Source organism: Pseudomonas neuropathica (assembly GCF_015461835.1).
Classification (GTDB): domain Bacteria; phylum Pseudomonadota; class Gammaproteobacteria; order Pseudomonadales; family Pseudomonadaceae; genus Aquipseudomonas; species Aquipseudomonas neuropathica.
Map to the genome: position 1 here is coordinate 60857 of NZ_JACOPX010000007.1, position 17939 is coordinate 78795.

At 58.2% G+C, this 17939-nt stretch carries 18 protein-coding genes; 12 read left to right on the forward strand and 6 right to left on the reverse strand.

Annotation, left to right across the window (positions count from 1 at the left end; genetic code table 11):
- The first annotated feature begins 80 nt into the window (after nt 1-80).
- The 5 genes from sucC to H8F23_RS11470 all read left to right on the forward strand — a co-directional run bounded on the left by sucC (nt 81) and on the right by H8F23_RS11470 (nt 5104).
- Complete coding sequence (sucC, locus tag H8F23_RS11450; protein ID WP_007919879.1) at nt 81-1247, forward strand: ADP-forming succinate--CoA ligase subunit beta; 1167 nt, start codon at nt 81-83, stop codon at nt 1245-1247.
- Nucleotides 1247-2128, forward strand: a complete 882-nt coding sequence (gene sucD / locus H8F23_RS11455; RefSeq protein WP_008082972.1) for a succinate--CoA ligase subunit alpha — start codon at nt 1247-1249, stop codon at nt 2126-2128. The genes sucC and sucD overlap by 1 nt, the downstream gene beginning before the upstream one ends.
- Before the next feature lie 320 nt (nt 2129-2448).
- On the forward strand, nt 2449-3762 hold the full coding sequence (gene brnQ, locus H8F23_RS11460; protein WP_194934446.1) for a branched-chain amino acid transport system II carrier protein: 1314 nt from the start codon (nt 2449-2451) through the stop codon (nt 3760-3762).
- A gap of 203 nt (nt 3763-3965) precedes the next feature.
- Nucleotides 3966-4703: a DUF599 domain-containing protein gene (locus tag H8F23_RS11465; protein WP_194934447.1), complete on the forward strand. Its 738-nt coding sequence runs from the start codon at nt 3966-3968 to the stop codon at nt 4701-4703.
- Nucleotides 4703-5104 carry an MAPEG family protein gene (locus H8F23_RS11470; RefSeq protein ID WP_194934448.1) on the forward strand — a complete coding sequence of 134 codons (402 nt, stop codon included), beginning with the start codon at nt 4703-4705 and terminating at the stop codon, nt 5102-5104. The genes H8F23_RS11465 and H8F23_RS11470 overlap by 1 nt, the downstream gene beginning before the upstream one ends.
- Before the next feature lie 78 nt (nt 5105-5182).
- Here H8F23_RS11470 and H8F23_RS11475 read toward each other — a convergent pair whose 3' ends face one another.
- Nucleotides 5183-5419 (reverse strand): hypothetical protein, encoded by a 237-nt coding sequence (locus tag H8F23_RS11475; protein WP_007919867.1) that lies wholly within the window; start codon nt 5417-5419, stop codon nt 5183-5185.
- Between the two features lie 158 nt (nt 5420-5577).
- On the opposite strand from H8F23_RS11475, the gene H8F23_RS11480 reads away from it, so the two are divergent.
- The 4 genes from H8F23_RS11480 to H8F23_RS11495 all read left to right on the forward strand — a co-directional run bounded on the left by H8F23_RS11480 (nt 5578) and on the right by H8F23_RS11495 (nt 9287).
- Nucleotides 5578-6054, forward strand: a complete 477-nt coding sequence (locus H8F23_RS11480; protein ID WP_093439939.1) for a PaaI family thioesterase — start codon at nt 5578-5580, stop codon at nt 6052-6054.
- Nucleotides 6051-6503, forward strand: a complete 453-nt coding sequence (locus H8F23_RS11485; RefSeq protein WP_194934449.1) for a PaaI family thioesterase — start codon at nt 6051-6053, stop codon at nt 6501-6503. Before H8F23_RS11480 ends, H8F23_RS11485 begins: the two co-directional genes overlap by 4 nt.
- Before the next feature lie 82 nt (nt 6504-6585).
- The gene (gene htpG, locus H8F23_RS11490) at nt 6586-8490 is read left to right on the forward strand and encodes a molecular chaperone HtpG (RefSeq protein ID WP_026000821.1); all 1905 of its coding nucleotides are present in this window, start codon (nt 6586-6588) and stop codon (nt 8488-8490) included.
- Nucleotides 8491-8558: 68 nt separating this feature from the next.
- Complete coding sequence (locus tag H8F23_RS11495) at nt 8559-9287, forward strand: dienelactone hydrolase family protein (protein WP_194934450.1); 729 nt, start codon at nt 8559-8561, stop codon at nt 9285-9287.
- 215 nt (nt 9288-9502) lie between these two features.
- Here the strand turns inward: H8F23_RS11495 and H8F23_RS11500 are convergent, their stop codons facing one another.
- On the reverse strand, nt 9503-10369 hold the full coding sequence (locus H8F23_RS11500) for a pirin family protein (RefSeq protein WP_194934452.1): 867 nt from the start codon (nt 10367-10369) through the stop codon (nt 9503-9505).
- 61 nt (nt 10370-10430) lie between these two features.
- Nucleotides 10431-10847: an OsmC family protein gene (locus tag H8F23_RS11505; protein WP_194934453.1), complete on the reverse strand. Its 417-nt coding sequence runs from the start codon at nt 10845-10847 to the stop codon at nt 10431-10433.
- 128 nt (nt 10848-10975) lie between these two features.
- Between H8F23_RS11505 and H8F23_RS11510 the strand changes: the two genes are divergently transcribed.
- Nucleotides 10976-12031, forward strand: coding sequence for an amidohydrolase family protein (locus tag H8F23_RS11510; protein WP_228759200.1), 1056 nt, complete (start codon nt 10976-10978; stop codon nt 12029-12031).
- 130 nt (nt 12032-12161) lie between these two features.
- A complete protein-coding gene (locus H8F23_RS11515; RefSeq protein ID WP_194934455.1) occupies nt 12162-13787 on the forward strand; it encodes a methyl-accepting chemotaxis protein in 1626 nt (541 codons plus the stop codon).
- A 273-nt stretch (nt 13788-14060) separates the two neighbouring features.
- Here H8F23_RS11515 and H8F23_RS11520 read toward each other — a convergent pair whose 3' ends face one another.
- The 3 genes from H8F23_RS11520 to purM are packed head-to-tail and all read right to left on the reverse strand — an operon-like array spanning nt 14061 to nt 16491.
- Nucleotides 14061-14774 (reverse strand): DUF3108 domain-containing protein, encoded by a 714-nt coding sequence (locus H8F23_RS11520; RefSeq protein ID WP_194934456.1) that lies wholly within the window; start codon nt 14772-14774, stop codon nt 14061-14063.
- Between the two features lie 8 nt (nt 14775-14782).
- On the reverse strand, nt 14783-15433 hold the full coding sequence (purN, locus tag H8F23_RS11525) for a phosphoribosylglycinamide formyltransferase (protein WP_093439988.1): 651 nt from the start codon (nt 15431-15433) through the stop codon (nt 14783-14785).
- Nucleotides 15433-16491, reverse strand: coding sequence for a phosphoribosylformylglycinamidine cyclo-ligase (gene purM / locus H8F23_RS11530; protein WP_099758397.1), 1059 nt, complete (start codon nt 16489-16491; stop codon nt 15433-15435). Before purM ends, purN begins: the two co-directional genes overlap by 1 nt.
- Nucleotides 16492-16865: 374 nt before the next feature.
- Here purM and H8F23_RS11535 point away from each other — a divergent pair, with 374 nt between their 5' ends.
- Nucleotides 16866-17924, forward strand: a complete 1059-nt coding sequence (locus H8F23_RS11535; protein WP_194934457.1) for a DUF2066 domain-containing protein — start codon at nt 16866-16868, stop codon at nt 17922-17924.
- Nucleotides 17925-17939: the final 15 nt, after the last annotated feature.

Below are 17939 nucleotides of genomic sequence, written 5' to 3' on the forward strand. Positions count from 1 at the left end.
CAAGCAGCAGTCACAGGTGGCGCGGCACTCAAACGAGCGCAGCGCCGAATGCGCAGTACCTAACGAAGACGGTAAAAAGCATGAATCTTCACGAGTATCAGGGTAAGCAGCTGTTCGCTGAATACGGCCTGCCAGTTTCCACTGGTTACGCAGTAGACACCCCGGAAGCAGCAGCAGAAGCTTGCGACAAAATCGGCGGCAGCGAGTGGGTTGTCAAAGCCCAGGTCCACGCCGGTGGTCGCGGTAAAGCGGGCGGCGTCAAGCTGGTTCGCAGCAAAGAAGACGCCAAAGCCTTCGCACAGCAGTGGCTGGGCAAGCGTCTGGTGACTTACCAGACTGACGCCAATGGCCAGCCAGTCACCAAGATCCTGGTTGAATCGTGCACTGATATCGCTAAAGAGCTGTACCTGGGCGCTGTCGTTGACCGTTCGAGCCGTCGCATCGTGTTCATGGCTTCCACCGAAGGTGGCGTGGACATCGAGAAAATCGCTCACGACACTCCAGAAAAAATTCTCAAGGCCACTATCGATCCACTGGTTGGCGCTCAGCCATTCCAGGGTCGCGAGCTGGCATTCCAGTTGGGTCTGGAAGGCAAGCAGGTTGCTCAGTTCGCCAAGATCTTCGTAGGTCTGGCCAAACTGTTCAAGGATCACGACCTGGCTCTGCTGGAAGTGAACCCGCTGGTGATCAAGGCTGACGGCGATCTGCACTGCCTGGACGCCAAGATCAACATCGACGCCAACGCCATGTACCGTCAGCCTAAGCTGAAGACTTTCCACGATCCGTCGCAAGACGATCCGCGCGAAGCGCACGCTGCCAAGTTCGAACTGAACTACGTAGCACTGGAAGGCAACATCGGTTGCATGGTCAACGGTGCTGGCCTGGCCATGGGTACCATGGACATCGTCAACCTGCATGGCGGCAAGCCAGCCAACTTCCTCGACGTAGGTGGTGGCGCTACCAAAGAACGCGTAACTGAAGCGTTCAAGATCATCCTGTCCGACACCAACGTCGCTGCAGTACTGGTCAACATCTTCGGCGGCATCGTTCGCTGCGACATGATTGCCGAAGGCATCATCGGCGCTGTGAAAGAAGTCGGCGTGAAAATCCCGGTTGTTGTTCGCCTTGAAGGCAACAACGCTGAGCTGGGCGCTAAAGTACTGGCAGAAAGCGGTTTGAACATCATCGCGGCTACCAGCCTGACCGACGCTGCTCAACAAGTTGTCAAAGCTGCGGAGGGCAAATAATGAGCGTCCTGATCAATAAAGACACCAAAGTTATCTGCCAGGGTATTACCGGTTCGCAAGGTAGTTTCCACACCCAGCAAGCCATCGAATACGGCACCAAGATGGTTGGCGGCGTAACTCCAGGCAAAGGCGGCACCGAGCACCTGGGTCTGCCAGTGTTCAACACCGTTAAAGACGCAGTAGAAGCCACTGGCGCTACCGCCTCCGTTATCTACGTTCCGGCTCCTTTCTGCAAAGATTCGATCCTGGAAGCGGCATTCGGCGGCATCAAGCTGATCGTCTGCATCACCGAAGGCATTCCTACCCTGGACATGCTGGACGCTAAAGTTAAGTGCGACGAGCTGGGCGTAGTCCTGATCGGCCCTAACTGCCCAGGCGTGATCACCCCAGGCGAATGCAAGATCGGCATCATGCCAGGTCACATTCACTTGCCAGGCAAGGTCGGTATCGTTTCGCGTTCCGGCACCCTGACCTACGAAGCTGTCAAGCAGACTACTGACGCCGGTTTCGGTCAGTCGACTTGCGTCGGCATCGGTGGTGACCCGATTCCGGGTTCGAACTTCATCGACATCCTGAAGCTGTTCCAGGAAGACCCGAAGACCGAAGCGATCGTCATGATCGGTGAGATCGGCGGTTCGGCTGAAGAAGAAGCGGCTGCCTACATCAAGGCACACGTGACCAAGCCGGTTGTTTCCTACATCGCTGGTGTGACTGCTCCTCCGGGCAAGCGCATGGGCCATGCTGGCGCAATCATCTCTGGCGGCAAAGGCACTGCAGACGAGAAATTCGCTGCACTGCAAGACGCAGGCGTGAAAACCGTGCGTTCGCTGGCAGACATCGGCAAGGCCCTGGCCGAGCTGACCGGTTGGGCTGTCAAGTAAGCCTCGCGCTTAGCTGACGCTTTACCAAACAAAGGCCACCTTCGGGTGGCCTTTGTCGTTTCTGACATTCGCTGATTTATAGGCTTTCGCCCAATTACATGCAAAAACGCGACACAGAAACGTCGCGTATCGGATAGTTCGCCCTCTAACAGTGCGTTCGCACGACAAATTCGTTAGGCTAGCAGCCATTTTTGCGTCTGCCGCCCACAAGGCATGCAACGCGCTTTAAGGGTCAGTCCCATACGGATCGACAGCATTTCCCTAATTACACAGGGCAATCCCCCTCTAAATTCCGATTTCAGTAGTGTGGTATTACCTTAATGAAAGTTTTGAAAGGTCAGGACATCCTGGCACTTGGCTTTATGACATTTGCCCTGTTCGTTGGGGCTGGCAACATCATCTTCCCGCCGATCGTGGGCTTGCAGGCCGGACCTCACGTCTGGATGGCCGCGCTGGGCTTCCTGATCACTGCGGTGGGTCTGCCGGTGATCACCGTCGTTGCACTGGCCAAGGTCGGTGGGGCGATGGATGCCCTGAGCAGCCCGATCGGCAAGATAGCCGGCGGCATTCTGGCGGCGGCGTGCTACCTGGCGGTCGGCCCGTTGTTCGCCACCCCGCGTACCGCAACCGTATCGTTTGAAGTCGGTCTGGCGCCGCTCACTGGCGAAAGCCCGTTGGCACTGTTCCTCTACAGCTCGGTGTACTTCCTGCTGGTGTTCTTCATCTCGCTCTACCCTGGGCGGTTGCTGGACACCGTTGGCCGCTTCCTCGCGCCATTGAAGATCATCGCACTGGCGGTGCTCGGTATCGCGGCATTCGCCTTGCCGGCGGGTGACATCGGCCAAGGTACGCCGGAATACGTGGCTGCACCGTTCTCCCAAGGCTTCATCAATGGTTACCTGACCATGGATACCCTGGGCGCGCTGGTGTTCGGCATCGTCATCGTTAACGCGATCCGCTCCCGTGGCGTCGAGTCGCCCGCGCTGATCACCCGTTACGCGATCATCGCCGGGCTGATTGCCGGTGTCGGTCTGGCGCTGGTGTATGTCAGCCTGTTCCGCCTCGGTTCCGGCAGCCACGAAGTGGCGGTGGGCGCGACCAACGGCGCGGCGGTCCTGCATGCCTACGTGCAACACACCTTTGGTTCGCTGGGCAGCGGTTTCCTCGCGGTGCTGATCTCGCTGGCGTGCCTGGTGACAGCGGTCGGCCTGACCTGTGCTTGCGCTGAGTACTTCAGCCGTGTGCTGCCACTGTCCTACAAGACCCTGGTGATCATTCTGGCGGCGTTCTCGCTACTGGTGTCCAACCTGGGCCTGACCAAGCTGATTGCCTTCTCGATCCCGGTGCTGACCGCGATCTACCCGCCGTGCATCGTGCTGGTGGCGCTGAGCTTCTGCAAAGACTTCTGGCATGAGCACGGCCGCATTCTTGGTCCGGTGATGCTGGTATCGTTCGTGTTCGGCACCATCGACGCGTTGAAAGGCGCCGGTCTGGCCGACTGGATGCCATCGCAGCTGTCCCACCTGCCGCTGAGCGAGCAGGGCCTGGCATGGCTGGTGCCCTGTGTGATGACCCTGGTGGTCGCAGTAGTTTGCGATCGCATGCTGGGCAAGCGCAGCGAAGCGGTTGCCTGATGTTGTCTGACCCGCCAAAAGCGGGTCTTCAACGCTTAAACAGAAATGCCCCGTATCAATCGATACGGGGCATTTTTTATGCGCCTCAGGCAGTGTCTTTTTCCCTAGGCTAACGTCGAAGGGTTGCCGAAGTCCTAATGTGGGAGCGAGCCTGCTCCGGGCGGCGCTCCCACAGGTAGCATCCATACTCCACAGGGAATTGCATGTCGTTCATCCAAGCCAACCTGATCCACCTGCTCGCCGCCGTCTGGTTTGTCATCTGCTGGGGCGGTTACACCCGTTATGCCGGCTGGAAAGCCCGCGACACAGCGTGTCTGGCCAGTGTGCTGCACCTGTACCGCGAGGACTGGATGCGCCGTATGTTGCTGCGTGACAACCGCATCGCCGACGCCAGCGTGATTGGCAATCTTGAACGCAACGCCTCGTTCTTCGCCTCAAGCACATTGATTATTCTCGCCGGCATTCTCACCGTGCTTGGCGCGTCAGAGCGGGCGGTTTCGTTGCTGGCGGACATCCCGATGGTGCAACAGGCGTCGCAGGGCATGTCGGAGATCAAGTTGCTGTGTCTGGCGATGGTGTTCGTTTACGCCTTTTTCACCTTTAGCTGGTGTATGCGCCAGTACAACTTTGCCGCCGTTCTGGTGGGGTCGGCGCCGATGATTGGCGAGCGGCAGGTGACGGAGCAGGAGCGTAAGGCCTTCGCCTTACGGGCGGCGCGAGTGATTTCGATGGCTGCCAACCAGTTTAACTTCGGCTTGCGTTCCTACTACTTCGGCATGAGCATGCTGGCCTGGTTTGTCAGTCCATGGCTGTTCATGCTGATGAGTGCCGGCGTCGTGGTGGTTCTGTATCGCCGGGAGTTTCATTCCGACGTTCTCGATGTCATGGTCTATACCCCTACAGAAGCCCCCCTTCCCGAAACAAACAGAGAGGTCGCTTGATGAGTATTCCGTTCTGGTGTGTGTTTATCAGTGCGCTGTTGATCTATATCGCGCGTATGCCGGTAGGCAAGGCGATGAAAGAGCAGGGTGGTTACAACAATCACCTGCCGCGTCAGCAACAGGCGCAATTGACCGGTTACGGCGCGAGGGCGCTGGCGGCGCATCAGAACAGCATCGAAGCATTCATATTGTTTGCCGTGGGTGTGCTGATGGCGCATACCACACAAACTGCAGGTTGGCTGATTGATACATTGGCGATCATCTTCGTTATCGCGCGGATCCTCTACTTGTGGTTTTACCTGGCTGACCTGCCCAAGCTGCGCAGTCTGGCCTGGATAGTTGGCGTATTGTGTTCGCTGTTGCTAATGATTAGTCCGACTTTTAGAACTGTCTTGCTCTAAGGCGGCTCTGGCGTTAATTCCCAGGCAAAAGAAAACCCGCACTTGGCGGGTTTTCTTTTTTCTGCAGCAAAAAGCGAATTATTGCTTCTTGGCAGCTTCTTCTTGTGCAGCAGCGTTCGATTCAGCCTGAGCTTTGGCAGCTTCGGCGTTTTCTTTCGCAGCGTCGTTCACTTTATCCTGAGCTTTGTTCATGTCCTGCTGAGCTTGTTCAGCATGTTGGTTGGCATCTTGAGCTTTGTCCTCGGATTTTTTATCGCAGGCAGCGAGACCGAGGGAAGCGGTCAACATCAAGGCAATAGCAAAAGTCTTACGCATGGGGTGTTTCTCCTTATGGAAAATAACTACTGGCCTTAAGAACTCGGCGCTACAGGTTAAGTTCCTCATTTCTTTCAGATATATAAGTTTGTTTTTACACGGAACTTTTGCTGTTTTGCACACTACTGGCAAAAGGCTCTAACGAGAGTAATTATCATATGGCCGAAAATCCCGTTTTTGAGCGTGCGACACGATTTCTCTCCGCGCTGCGCCACTGTCAGGTACTCGGTTTGCAGGTGCACAGCGCCTCGGCCGAAGGGCTTACGGTGATCTTGCCGTACAGCGAAAAAATCGTCGGCAATCCCCGGACCGGAGTCATTCACGGCGGGGCGATTACTTCATTGATGGACACCGCCTGCGGGATGTCGACCCTGTGCGTGTTGCCCGAGTTCGAGGTGTGTCCGACCCTCGATCTGCGCATCGATTACATGCACGCCGCCGAGCCGAACAAGGATGTGTATGGCTTTGCCCAGTGCTACCGAGTGACCACCGATGTGATATTCGCCCGAGGCTTCGCTTATCAGGATGATCCCGAACAGCCCATCGCCCATGTGGTTGGCACCTTCATGCGCATGGGCAAGGGCCTTAAAGGCACCAAAGGTTTCGGCGGCGCGATCAAGGGAGAAAATCAGTGATCGACGACCTCAAGAAACAATTGCAGCAGGCCCATGCAGAGGGTGATTACGCGCCGTTGCTGAAACTGATCCCGTACGCGGGGCTGATCGGTATCGAGTGTTCGCGAGTCGGTGATGAACTGTTATTCAAGCTGCCGGCGAACAAGGACAACATTGGTAACCCATTATTGCCGGCGATCCACGGCGGGGTGATTGCCGGATTCATGGAGCTGGCTGCTGCCCTGCATCTGTTGATTTTCACCGGTGCGCCTGGCGTGCCGAAGATTATCGACTTCTCCCTCGATTACCTGCGCGCCGGGCAGTTCCGCGATACCTGGGCCAAATGTCAGGTCTGCCGTCAGGGACGCCGCGTCGCCAACGTTGCGATCACAGCCTGGCAAAGCACTGAAAGCGAACCGATTGCCACCGCACGTGCGCACTTCAAAATCGAGGAGCCCTTGAAATCCTGAACAGCGCCCCAAACTCACAAGACAACCCGCCGTCGACCATTTCGGGTCGCGGCCACTGCCATCTGATTGGAGTTTGATGACCATGAGTGTGGAAACTCAAAAGGAAACCCTGGGCTTCCAGACCGAGGTAAAGCAACTGCTGCACCTCATGATCCATTCGCTGTATTCCAACAAGGAAATTTTCCTTCGCGAATTGATCTCGAACGCCTCTGACGCTGTCGACAAGCTGCGCTTCGAAGCCCTGGCCAAGCCAGAGTTGCTCGAAGGTGGCGCTGATCTGAAAATCCGTGTGAGCTTCGACAAGGACGCCAAGACCGTCACCCTCGAAGACAACGGTATCGGCATGAACCGTGACGATGTGATCACCCACCTGGGGACCATCGCCAAATCCGGCACTGCCGATTTCATGAAGAACCTCTCGGGCGATCAGAAGAAAGATTCGCACCTGATCGGCCAGTTCGGTGTGGGCTTTTACTCTGCCTTCATCGTTGCTGACCAGGTTGATGTGTACTCCCGTCGCGCCGGCACGCCGGCCAGCGAAGGCGTGCACTGGTCGTCGAAAGGTGAGGGCGAGTTTGAAGTCGCCACCATCGAAAAACCAGAACGTGGTACCCGCATCGTCCTGCACCTGAAAGCCGCTGAAGACGAGTTCGCCGATGGCTGGCGTCTGCGCAACATCATCAAGAAGTACTCCGACCACATTGCTTTGCCGATCGAACTGCCGAAAGAAGCGGCAGCAGCAGAAGGCGAAGAAGCACCAGCCGTTGAATGGGAAACCGTCAACCGCGCCAGCGCCCTGTGGACCCGTCCGCGCACTGAAGTGAAGGATGAGGAATACCAGGAGTTCTACAAGCACATCGCTCACGACTTTGAAAACCCGCTGGCCTGGAGCCACAACAAAGTCGAAGGCAAGCTCGAATACAGCTCGCTGCTGTACGTGCCGGCCCGCGCACCGTTCGACCTGTACCAGCGTGAAGCGCCGAAAGGCCTGAAACTGTACGTGCAACGCGTGTTCGTTATGGATCAGGCCGAGTCGTTCCTGCCGCTGTATCTGCGTTTCATCAAAGGCGTGGTCGATTCCAACGACCTGTCGCTGAACGTGTCGCGCGAAATCCTGCAGAAAGACCCGATCATCGATTCGATGAAGACCGCGCTGACCAAGCGTGTGCTCGACATGCTGGAAAAACTGGCGAAAAACGAGCCTGAGCAATACAAAGGCTTCTGGAAGAACTTCGGTCAGGTCATGAAAGAAGGCCCGGCAGAAGACTTTGCCAACAAAGAGAAAATTGCCGGTCTGCTGCGTTTTGCATCGACCAATGGCGACGACGGCGAGCAGATCGTCGGTCTGGCCGACTACCTGGCACGTGCCAAGGAAGGTCAGGACAAAATCTACTACCTCACCGGCGAAACCTACGCGCAGGTCAAAAACAGCCCGCACCTGGAAGTCTTCCGCAAGAAAGGCATCGAAGTGCTGCTGCTGACCGACCGCATCGACGAGTGGCTGATGAGCTACCTCAGCGAATTCGACGGCAAGACTTTTGTCGACGTGGCGCGCGGTGACCTCGATCTGGGCAATCTGGACTCGGAAGAGGACAAGAAAGCTGCAGAAGAAGTCGCCAAGTCCAAAGAAGGTCTGGTTGAGCGTCTGAAAACCGCGCTGGGCGATTCCGTGGCTGAAGTCCGCGTATCGCATCGTCTGACCGACTCGCCGGCCATTCTGGCCATCGGCGAGCAGGACCTGGGTCTGCAAATGCGTCAGATCCTCGAAGCCAGCGGTCAGAAGGTGCCGGATTCGAAGCCGATCTTCGAATTCAACCCAAGCCACCCGCTGATCGAGAAGCTCGATGGCGAGCAGAGCGAAGAGCGTTTTGGCGACCTGTCGCACATTCTCTTCGACCAGGCAGCCCTGGCTGCCGGCGACAGCTTGAAAGATCCGGCCGCTTATGTGCGCCGCCTGAACAAGCTGCTGGTTGAACTGTCGGTTTAACCAAGTTGCAGAAAAACCCGCTTCGGCGGGTTTTTTCATTCTGGTGTTTAGCAAATCAGGAGTCAGAAATGAGCGAAGTCACTGTACGTTCCGTGGTCTATCAGATTGACGGCCAGCCTTATGAAGGTCGTCTGGCGTTCGACGCCGAGCATAAGGGCGCGCGTCCGGGTTTGTTGATGGCGCCGAACTGGATGGGCGTCAGCGCCAGTGCCGAAGAGATCGCCAAGTCGGTCGCGGCCAAGGGCTACGTGGTGTTGATCGCTGACGTTTACGGTCAGGCTGTGCGTCCGCAGAATGCTGATCAGGCCGGCGCGGCGATGATGCCGTTGAAGGATGATCGCGCGCTGCTGCGCAAGCGTATGCAAGCGGCGTTCGAGCAGTTGCAGACGCAGGGCGAAGCGGCGGTGGATACTTCGAAGCTGGCGGTGTTCGGCTTCTGCTTCGGTGGTTGCTGTGCGCTGGATCTGGCGCGCACCGGTGCGCCGGTGAAGGCTGCGGTGTCGTTCCACGGCACGCTGGATTCACCGAATCCTGCCGACGCGCAGAACATCAAAGGTTCGGTGCTGGTGCTGCACGGTGCTGCAGACCCGTTGGTGCCGAAAGAGCAATTGCCGGCGTTTGAAGACGAGATGAATGCAGCGAACGTCGATTGGCAGTTGCTGAGCTATGGCGGTGCGGTGCACTCGTTCACTGATCCGCATGCCAATGTGCCGGGCAAGATGATGTACGACGCGAAAACCGCGAAGCGCGCGTTCAAGTCGATGCATGATTTGCTGGATGAAGTGTTCAAGGGCTGAAGCCTGAAAAGCAAAAGCCTGAAGAGCAAAAAGCCCCTCACCCTAACCCTCTCCCAGAGGGAGAGGGGACCGATTGGGGGATGCTTGAGGGTAACGCCGACCTGAAAGGGCTGTGCTGAATCCATAGTCGCCAAGACTTTTCAGGTCGATGTATGACGCAAGACCCCTCACTCCAGCCCTCTCCCTCCGGGAGAGGGCTGGGGTGAGGGTGCTTTTCAGCGCGGTAACTCGATCCGCTCAACTTCCCCCGGCACCGTCGGCCAATCCCCGGCCGCCCATTTGCGCCGCGCCTCATCGATCGCCGCCGGATCGCTCGCGACAAAATTCCAGTTGATCCGCCGAGGCCCATCCAGCGGCGCGCCGCCAAAAACCACCGCGTGCACATCACTTTCGGCAAACAGACTTATCTCTTCCCCGGCCGGCAATACCGCCAGCGCATGCGGTTCAAGCGCTTCACCGTTCAGTTGCGCATCCCCACTCAACACATAAACCGCCCGCTCTTCATGCTCGGTCGGAATCAGCAGGGTGGTCGCCGTTTGCATCTTCACTTCCGCATACAGCGTAGGAGAAAGCACCGGTACCGGCGATTCCAGGCAAAAGCCCGACCCGGCAATCATGCGGATCTGTACACCAAGGTTATCGCTGACCGGCAAGGTCGCCGCCGGGTGATGGCTGTAATGCCCGGGACCTTGCTCGTGCTCCTTGGGCGAGGCCAGCCAGATTTGCAAACCGTGCATGGTGAAGCTTTGCTTCCACAGCGGCTCTGGCGTGCGCTCGACGTGCGCAATCGCGCTGCCGGCGGTCATCCAGCTGACATCGCCAGCGCCGACCACCTGATCGGAGCCGAGGCTGTCCTTGTGCAGGAGTTGGCCTTCAAACAAATAGGTGAGCGTCGACAGACCGATGTGCGGGTGCTGTCGGATGTTCATGCCTTTGCCCGTCGGATAAACCGTCTCGAGCATGTGATCAAAAAACACGAATGGCCCGACACTGCGGCATTTGGCTGACGGCAGCGGACGCAGAATCGGCTGGCCTTCGACGTCTTCGGCGCGCGGGCGGATGATCAGAGGTTGCGTGTCCATGGTGCATTCCAGGCTGAGCGGGTGATGCCAGAAGCATAACCCGCCGCTGGCATCAGGAGGATTACTGGCTATCGAAGCCTTGCGGGGCGTGGGTCTCGATCGTCACTTCGCTGGTGGTCATCAGTTTGTGAATCGGGCAACGGTCGGCAACCCGCAGCAGTTCCTCGCGCTGGGCGTCGGTGAGTACGCCTTTGAGGGTGAGGGTGACGTGCAGGACGTATTTGCCTTTCTGCTCTTCACTGTTGTCGCGTTTGACGTCGACTCCGACGCCGGTCAGCGGGATGTTTTTTTTCTTCGCGTACATCTTTAGAGTCAACGCTTTGCAGGCGCCGAGGGCTGCATCGAAGTAGTCGTGCGGCTCAGGTGCCGAGCCTTCGCCGCCTGCCGATTTGGGCACGTCGGCAAACAGTTCGTGATCATCAATCTGTACGGTGTGACGAAAACCTTCAGCGGAGACGGTATTGACGGTAACGGTCATGGGAACCTCACAGGCAGTAGGAAAAGTCGTTCGATCAAAAAAGACCTTGCAGTTATAGAGCATTCCCACCGGCACGCGTTCCACTTTCCTGCGGGATGAACCCTTGTCGTCAGGGCGGGGTCTAGGCTATGCCTACTTCCCGGAGATTACTTGTGTCCCTGTATCGTCTGAGTCTTGCCTGTCTTCTTCTGGTTGCCGGCAGCGCCAGCGCCCGCGATTACACCTACAGCGATGCGCACCTGCATTACGTGGATTTTTTCCAGGAAAGCGCAGGCATGGCGAAACTGCTGACAGCCATGCAGGACAATTCCATCGAGCATGTGATGATTTCCGGCATTCCGGTGGCGAAGAAATGGCACGAAGACGAACCCAAGCGTCCGCGCTATTACGCGGGTGACGACGCTGACGCCTACTGGTACAGCGCAACCGATGTGATCGTTGCTGATGCCGTGCAAAAACTCAGTGCCGAGCAGCGCCCGTACTTTCATCCGTTCCTGTCCGGCTTCAACCCCAACGACAAGAACTCCGCCGCACATATCCAGCGCATGCTCGATCTGTACCCGGGGCTGTGGCAGGGCATCGGCGAAGTGTTTACCCGGCATGACGATCTCACGGCGCTGACCTCCGGCGACACGCCGCGCGCCAACAACGAAGCGATGACCAAGATCTATCACCTGGCTGCCGAGAATGATCTACCGGTGATGCTGCATTCCAACATCACTTCCAAGCGTGAGAAAAATCCGCTGTACCTGAAGGAAATCGAAGAGCCGCTGCGTAATCACCCGCACACGCGATTCATTTGGGCGCACGCCGGCACCAGTGCCGAAATTCATCGGCATCAGACACAACTGAATTTCTTGCTGCCCACGCTGACGCGCATGCTCGAGGCGTATCCCAACCTGTTTATCGACTTGTCCTGGAGCATGCTCACGCCGTACCTGCTGGACGAACAGGGCACGCCGCGCGCGGAGTGGCTGGCGCTGGTCGAGAAATATCCGGAACGTTTCATGCTCGGCTCTGACGTGGTCGGGCGTTTCAATAAGCTCGGTGAAGAAATGCGCAGTTTCAAACCGTTCCTTGATGCGCTGCCGGAAGACGTTGCGCAAAAAGTCGCTCGGGATAACTTCCTGGCAATCTTGCCGCGAACGGTGCTCAAGTCCGGTAAAAGCGCGCTGAATCGTTAATGCCAACGGTTCGAAGGATCAAGGCCTTTTGATATCGCCTTTTCGTCTTACGCAAATTTTCGCCGGGCCGATACCTTCTTAAGCAACCAGCTGCAGGGTTGATGCAGCGCTTTTGGAAGGAACCAGCGCAATGAGTATCCGTAGTCTCAATATTGCCCCGCGCGCCGGCCTGGGGTTTGGCTTGTTGGCGTTGATGGTGTTTGCTCTTGGCGCGTTCGCTTTGCTGCAAATGTCGAACATGCGCGCGCAGTCCGACGAGGTCGATAACAATTGGTTGCCGAGCGTGATGGCGGTCGGCGAGATGAGTCAGGACATGCTGCGCCTGCGAGCGTTGACCATGCGTCTGTTGCTCAATCGTGATCCGCAGGCGCTCGAACAGAACGTTACCAAACTCAATGAATTGCGCGGTGTGCTCAGTGAGGCGCAGCAGCGTTATGACGTGCTGATCGTGTTGCCCGAGGAGCGCAAACTGTTCGACCGCTTCAAGGTTGCCGAGCACCAGTATCTGGAGTTTCAGGCACAGGTCATGCAGTTGTCGGCGCAGAATCGGGTCGCGGAGGCCGCGACCATTCTCAACGGTCAGATGAGTCCTTTGGCCGACGAAATCGCAGTGCTTTTGCGCGAACTGGTTGAGCTGAATAAACACAATGCCAATCTCGCCACTGAAGCTGCGCGTTTGGTGTTTACGAATTCGCGGGTGTGGGTCGGGGTGATGATTGGCGTGACCGCGCTGATCACTATCGGCCTGGCCCTGTTGCTGACCCGCAGCATCGTGTTGCCGCTGGCACAGTCGCTGGGCGTGGCCGAGGTGGTGGCGGGTGGCGATCTGACCGGCGACATCAACATCAGCGGCAAGGACGAGCCGGCGCGGCTGTTGCAGGCGCTCAAGAGCATGCAGCACAACTTGCGCGCGACGATTCGGCAAATCTCGGAGTCCTCCAGCCAATTGGCCTCGGCGTCAGAGGAGCTGAGTTGCGTCACGGAAGACGCTACGCGCGGTTTGCACCAGCAGAGCCTGGAAATTGAACAGGCGGCCACGGCGGTCAATCAGATGACAGCTGCAGTGGAGGAGGTTGCCAGCAATGCCGTGGCAACGTCAGAAGCGTCGCGGGAATCCGATCGTATTGCCCAGCATGGTCGTGAACAAGTGCATCAAACGGTGTTGTCCATCGAATCGCTTGCCGATGATGTGACGGCCAATGCCAGTCAAGTAGAAGATCTGGCGCAGAAGGTCTATAGCATCAGCAAAGTGCTGGACGTGATCCGTTCGATTGCCGAGCAGACCAATTTGCTGGCGCTGAATGCTGCGATCGAGGCGGCGCGGGCCGGTGATGCCGGGCGTGGGTTTGCTGTGGTGGCGGACGAGGTGCGGGCCTTGGCGCATCGCACCCAGCAGTCGACGCAAGAGATTGAGCAGATGATTGGCGGGATTCAGCAGGGTACCGATTCGGCGGTCAGTTCAATGCAGCAAAGCAATGTACGTGCGCGTTCGACGTTGGAGCTGGCCAAGGCTGCCGGGACTGCACTTGAAGAGATCGCCTCGGCATTCACGCTGATCAATGAGCGCAATCTGGTGATCGCCAGTGCTTCGGAGGAGCAAGCGGCGGTGGCGCGGGAGGTGGATCGCAATCTGATGAATATTCGTGATCTGGCGATGCAGACATCGGCGGGGGCCAATCAGACCAGTGCGGCGAGTCAGGAGTTGTCGCGGTTGGCGGTGGATCTGAACAGCATGGTGGCGAAATTTTCGGTTTGAGTTTCGACTTCAAAAGCCCCTCACCCTAGCCCTCTCCCAAAGGGAGAGGGGACTGACCGTGGGGAATTAAAGAGCTACGCCGACCTGGACATTCTTTGGTGAATCCATAATCGATTCAATTTTCAGGTCGATGCATAGCGCCAGACATCTCGGTCGGCTCCCTCTCCTTTGGGAGAGGGCTGGGGTGAGGGGCGAGATTTACACAAAACGTCGGGCTAAAGCGCAGGCGAAAAAAAGCCCCGCTTTCGCGAGGCTCTTTGATGTAGCGGCGGATTAGCTGCCTTTAACGGTTTTGCCGTTGACGGTGCCGTCCTGGAGCATGATGTTGTACTCCTTGCCGTCGGTTTCAACCTGTTGCAGGCGAACCAGCAGGTAATCCCAATCCTTGGCGAACCAGAGGACGGTGGTGCGCTTGCTTTGTGTCGGGTCGCGCACACGCTCGACCTTGATCGCATCGATCTTGCCAGCCTTGGTCTCGACTTTCTCCGAGCCCAGCACGCGGAAGTCATAGGTATCGACTTCACCGTCATCGACCACTTGGTAGCTCATGGTCTTCTTGCCGGCAGCAACGTCATGTTGCAGTGCCAACTGGTAAGTAGACTTGTCGACCATACCGCGATTCAGCGGAATCTTCACCGCGTCGCCACGGTCGGTACCGGTGACCATTTTGCTGCTCCAGTCGAAATCCAGATCAGCCTTTTTCGCTTTTCCCAGGCCGCCACGTTCAAAATGGTAGGACTGCGGTAGCAGGGTGTCCTTGTCCAGGGTCAGGGTGCTTTCTTCGGTCAGGCTGGCAATCATCATCGAAGCCTTGAAGCTGAGCTTCCAGACGCCGTTGGCTTCCTTGACCAGACTGCGCTCGGCGGTGCCGCTCATGGGCAACTGCTTCCAGTCGGCGGTGTAGCTGGCGGAGAACGGTTGAAGGTCCGCTGCCTGCGCGAAGGGCAGGGCGAGCAGAGCGCAAGCGAAGAGCAGGGCGCGACGCATAAAATCTCCTAGTTTCGAATCAAGTGGCCGCTGGCCGCGAGTAACTGCCCGTCCAGTAAAGCACCGTGTTCACCGAGTGCCAGTCTGCCTTCTGCAAACCAGCGCACTGCCATCGGATAAATCAGGTGTTCCTGAACGTGGACTCGCTGCGCCAGACTCTGCGGCGTGTCGTGCAACTCTACCGGTAATACTGCCTGTACGACCAGTGGTCCGCCATCGAGTTCCTCGGTGACGAAGTGCACGGAGCAGCCGTGCTCTGTGTCACCGGCCTCCAGCGCGCGCTGATGAGTGTGTAACCCTTTGTATTTGGGCAGCAGCGACGGGTGGATGTTGAGCAGGCGACCCTGATAGTGGCGAACGAAATCAGCGCTGAGAATGCGCATGAAGCCGGCCAGCACCACAAGTTTCGGTTTGAATTCGTCGATCAGTTCGATCAGGGCAGCATCGAAGGCCTCGCGACCTTCGAATGCCTTGTGATCCAGCGCGCGGGTGGCGATACCCGCAGCACTGGCGCGTTGCAGGCCGTAGGCATCGGCGCGATTGGAAATCACTGCAGCGATGCGGACCGGGCTGTCGCCGGTCCGCGTGCTGTCGATCAGAGCCTGCAAGTTACTGCCGGTGCCGGACAACAGCACCACGACATCACAGGTTGCGGACATTAATGAGCCTTAAGGTTCTGCAGATCAACCTGGGCAGCGCCTTCGGCAGCAGCAGCGATCTGACCGATGACCCAAGGCTGTTCGCCGGCGTCACGCAGGGTTTTCAGGGCTACTTCAACGTGCTCTTGAGCCACGCAGATGACCATGCCGACGCCGCAGTTCAGCACGCGGTGCATCTCGGTTTCGTCAACGTTGCCTTTTTCTTGCAGCCAGTCGAACACGGCAGGGCGAGTCCAGCTAGCCACGTCAACCACCGCCTGAGCGCCTTTTGGCAGTACGCGCGGGATGTTGTCGAGCAGGCCACCACCGGTGATGTGGGCCATGGCTTTGACCGCGCCGGTGTCTTTGATCAGCTTGAGCAGCGGCTTCACGTAGATGCGGGTCGGGGCCATCAGCAGATCGGTCAGCGGTTTGCCGTCGAGCTGGATGTTTTCGATGTCGGCACCGGAGACTTCGATGATCTTGCGGATCAGCGAGTAGCCGTTGGAGTGCGGGCCGGACGATGGCAGAGCGATCAGCGCATCACCAGTGGCGACTTTCGAGCCGTCGATGATTTCCGATTTTTCCACGACGCCGACGCAGAAGCCGGCCAGGTCGTAGTCTTCGCCTTCGTACATGCCTGGCATTTCAGCGGTTTCACCGCCAACCAGCGAGCAGCCCGACAGTTCGCAGCCAGCGCCGATGCCGGTCACAACCTGGGCAGCGGTGTCGACATTCAGTTTGCCGGTGGCGTAGTAGTCGAGGAAGAACAGTGGCTCGGCGCCGCACACCACGAGGTCGTTGACGCACATGGCAACCAGGTCGATGCCGATGCTGTCGTGCTTGTTCAGGTTCAGCGCCAGACGCAGCTTGGTGCCGACGCCGTCGGTGCCGGAAACCAGAACTGGCTGCTTGTAGCCGGCCGGGATTTCGCAGAGGGCGCCGAAACCGCCCAGGCCGCCCATGACTTCCGGGCGCGCAGTGCGCTTGGCGACGCTCTTGATGCGTTCGACCAATGCTTCACCGGCGTCGATGTCTACACCGGCGTCCTTGTAGCTCAGGGAGGGTTGCTTGCTCATGATCCAGGCCTTTAGGGGAGGGGATTCAGGGGTAACGACCGAGTTCAGCGGGAACGTCGAAATCGAGGGTGGCGATGGCCTCACGCGAGTTTCGAGGTGCCCGGCTGTTGCCGGTCTGCGAAGGCGCGCGATTTTATCAGGCTTGAGGGGCAGCGGCCATCCTCGCACCGACGGGCAGGGCCATATCAGCGGAAATTTTTTGCAATTGAGCCGTATGAACGCCTGTATAAGGTGTGGCGATTAACCGTCTATCGTTATCACTGTGCAAAAACTTACCGCTACCGTGTGAATGTTTTGCGATGGCAGATTGTCACAGCCTTGCTTAACCGGTTCACGCGGCCTGTTCCAGCCGCTCCTGTCGACGGGAATTTTCCATGCGTTTTTGTAAATTGTTGTTTGTGGGTTGTTTGTCTCTGCTCAGCCTGGCGAGTCACGCCGAAAATCTCAAAGGCCTTTATCAAGTGCGTGAGCCGGTCAATGGCCAGGCTCCGGAAGAACGTGATCGCGCCACGCAGGCGGCGCTCGACACGTTGGTGCTGCGTTTGACGGGCGATCCGAAGGCTCCGCAAAACCCGGGGCTGGCGGCGATTCGCAAGGATCCGCAGCAAATTATCAGTCAGTTCGGTTTCGATGCCGGGCCGCCGGAGGTGCTGAAGGTCGATTTTGATCCGGCGACCACCGAGCAGGCGCTGCGTCGGGCCGGCCTGTCGTTGTGGGGCGCCAGTCGGCCGTCGATCCTGAGTTGGTGGCTGAACGATTCGGCCGAAGGTTCTAGCCTGGTCGGTGACGGTCAGGCCGCTGCCGCGCCGTTGCGTACCGCCGCGCAGCATCGCGGTTTGCCATTGCGTTTGCCGTTGGCGGACTTGAGCGAGCAACTGGTTGCCACGGCGCCAGCGTTGGAAGGCACGGATCCGGCACCGTTGCGCGGCGCCTCCGAGCGCTACAACGCTGACGCCTTGCTGGCGGTGCATGCCCGCGAAGAAGGCGGGCAATGGCAGGCGAAGTGGCACTTGTGGCTGGGCGACCAGAAAGAGGCGGGCAGTGTGCAGGGCGCCGATCAGGCCGCTGTCGCTGATGCGGTAATGCTGGCGGTGGCTGAGCGTCTGGCGCCACGATTTGTGGCCAAGCCCGGCGCTTCGGGTCAGCAGACTCTGGAAGTGCAGGGCATGAATCTTGAACATTACGCAGCGCTGTTGCGGTTACTCGAGCCGTTTGGCGTGCGTCTGCAAAGTGTTGATGGCGATCGCATCGTTTATCGGGTCAATGGCAGCGCCGATCAGATGCGTGCGCAGTTGTCGCTGGCGAAGTTGCAGGAGTTGCCCGCCGAAGCCCCGGTTCCGGTGGCGGCGCCACAGCCAGTGGCTGGTGGTGCAGCACCTGTCGCGGCCCCGGCCACGACCCCCGCAGCACCGTCGTTGCGGTTTCGCTGGTAAGTCTTTCCTTATATA

Bases quoted from the DNA above. Each gene is read 5' to 3' on its own strand.
- sucC (WP_007919879.1), top strand. From the start codon at position 81: ATGAATCTTCACGAGTATCAGGGTAAGCAGCTGTTCGCTGAATACGGC.
- sucD (WP_008082972.1), top strand. From the start codon at position 1,247: ATGAGCGTCCTGATCAATAAAGACACCAAAGTTATCTGCCAGGGTATT.
- htpG (WP_026000821.1), top strand. From the start codon at position 6,586: ATGAGTGTGGAAACTCAAAAGGAAACCCTGGGCTTCCAGACCGAGGTA.
- H8F23_RS11495 (WP_194934450.1), top strand. From the start codon at position 8,559: ATGAGCGAAGTCACTGTACGTTCCGTGGTCTATCAGATTGACGGCCAG.
- H8F23_RS11520 (WP_194934456.1), bottom strand. From the start codon at position 14,774: ATGCGTCGCGCCCTGCTCTTCGCTTGCGCTCTGCTCGCCCTGCCCTTC.
- H8F23_RS11510 (WP_228759200.1), top strand. From the start codon at position 10,976: ATGCCTACTTCCCGGAGATTACTTGTGTCCCTGTATCGTCTGAGTCTT.
- H8F23_RS11535 (WP_194934457.1), top strand. From the start codon at position 16,866: ATGCGTTTTTGTAAATTGTTGTTTGTGGGTTGTTTGTCTCTGCTCAGC.
- H8F23_RS11515 (WP_194934455.1), top strand. From the start codon at position 12,162: ATGAGTATCCGTAGTCTCAATATTGCCCCGCGCGCCGGCCTGGGGTTT.
- H8F23_RS11480 (WP_093439939.1), top strand. From the start codon at position 5,578: ATGGCCGAAAATCCCGTTTTTGAGCGTGCGACACGATTTCTCTCCGCG.
- purM (WP_099758397.1), bottom strand. From the start codon at position 16,491: ATGAGCAAGCAACCCTCCCTGAGCTACAAGGACGCCGGTGTAGACATC.
- H8F23_RS11470 (WP_194934448.1), top strand. From the start codon at position 4,703: ATGAGTATTCCGTTCTGGTGTGTGTTTATCAGTGCGCTGTTGATCTAT.
- H8F23_RS11505 (WP_194934453.1), bottom strand. From the start codon at position 10,847: ATGACCGTTACCGTCAATACCGTCTCCGCTGAAGGTTTTCGTCACACC.
- H8F23_RS11475 (WP_007919867.1), bottom strand. From the start codon at position 5,419: ATGCGTAAGACTTTTGCTATTGCCTTGATGTTGACCGCTTCCCTCGGT.
- H8F23_RS11500 (WP_194934452.1), bottom strand. From the start codon at position 10,369: ATGGACACGCAACCTCTGATCATCCGCCCGCGCGCCGAAGACGTCGAA.
- purN (WP_093439988.1), bottom strand. From the start codon at position 15,433: ATGTCCGCAACCTGTGATGTCGTGGTGCTGTTGTCCGGCACCGGCAGT.
- brnQ (WP_194934446.1), top strand. From the start codon at position 2,449: ATGAAAGTTTTGAAAGGTCAGGACATCCTGGCACTTGGCTTTATGACA.
- H8F23_RS11465 (WP_194934447.1), top strand. From the start codon at position 3,966: ATGTCGTTCATCCAAGCCAACCTGATCCACCTGCTCGCCGCCGTCTGG.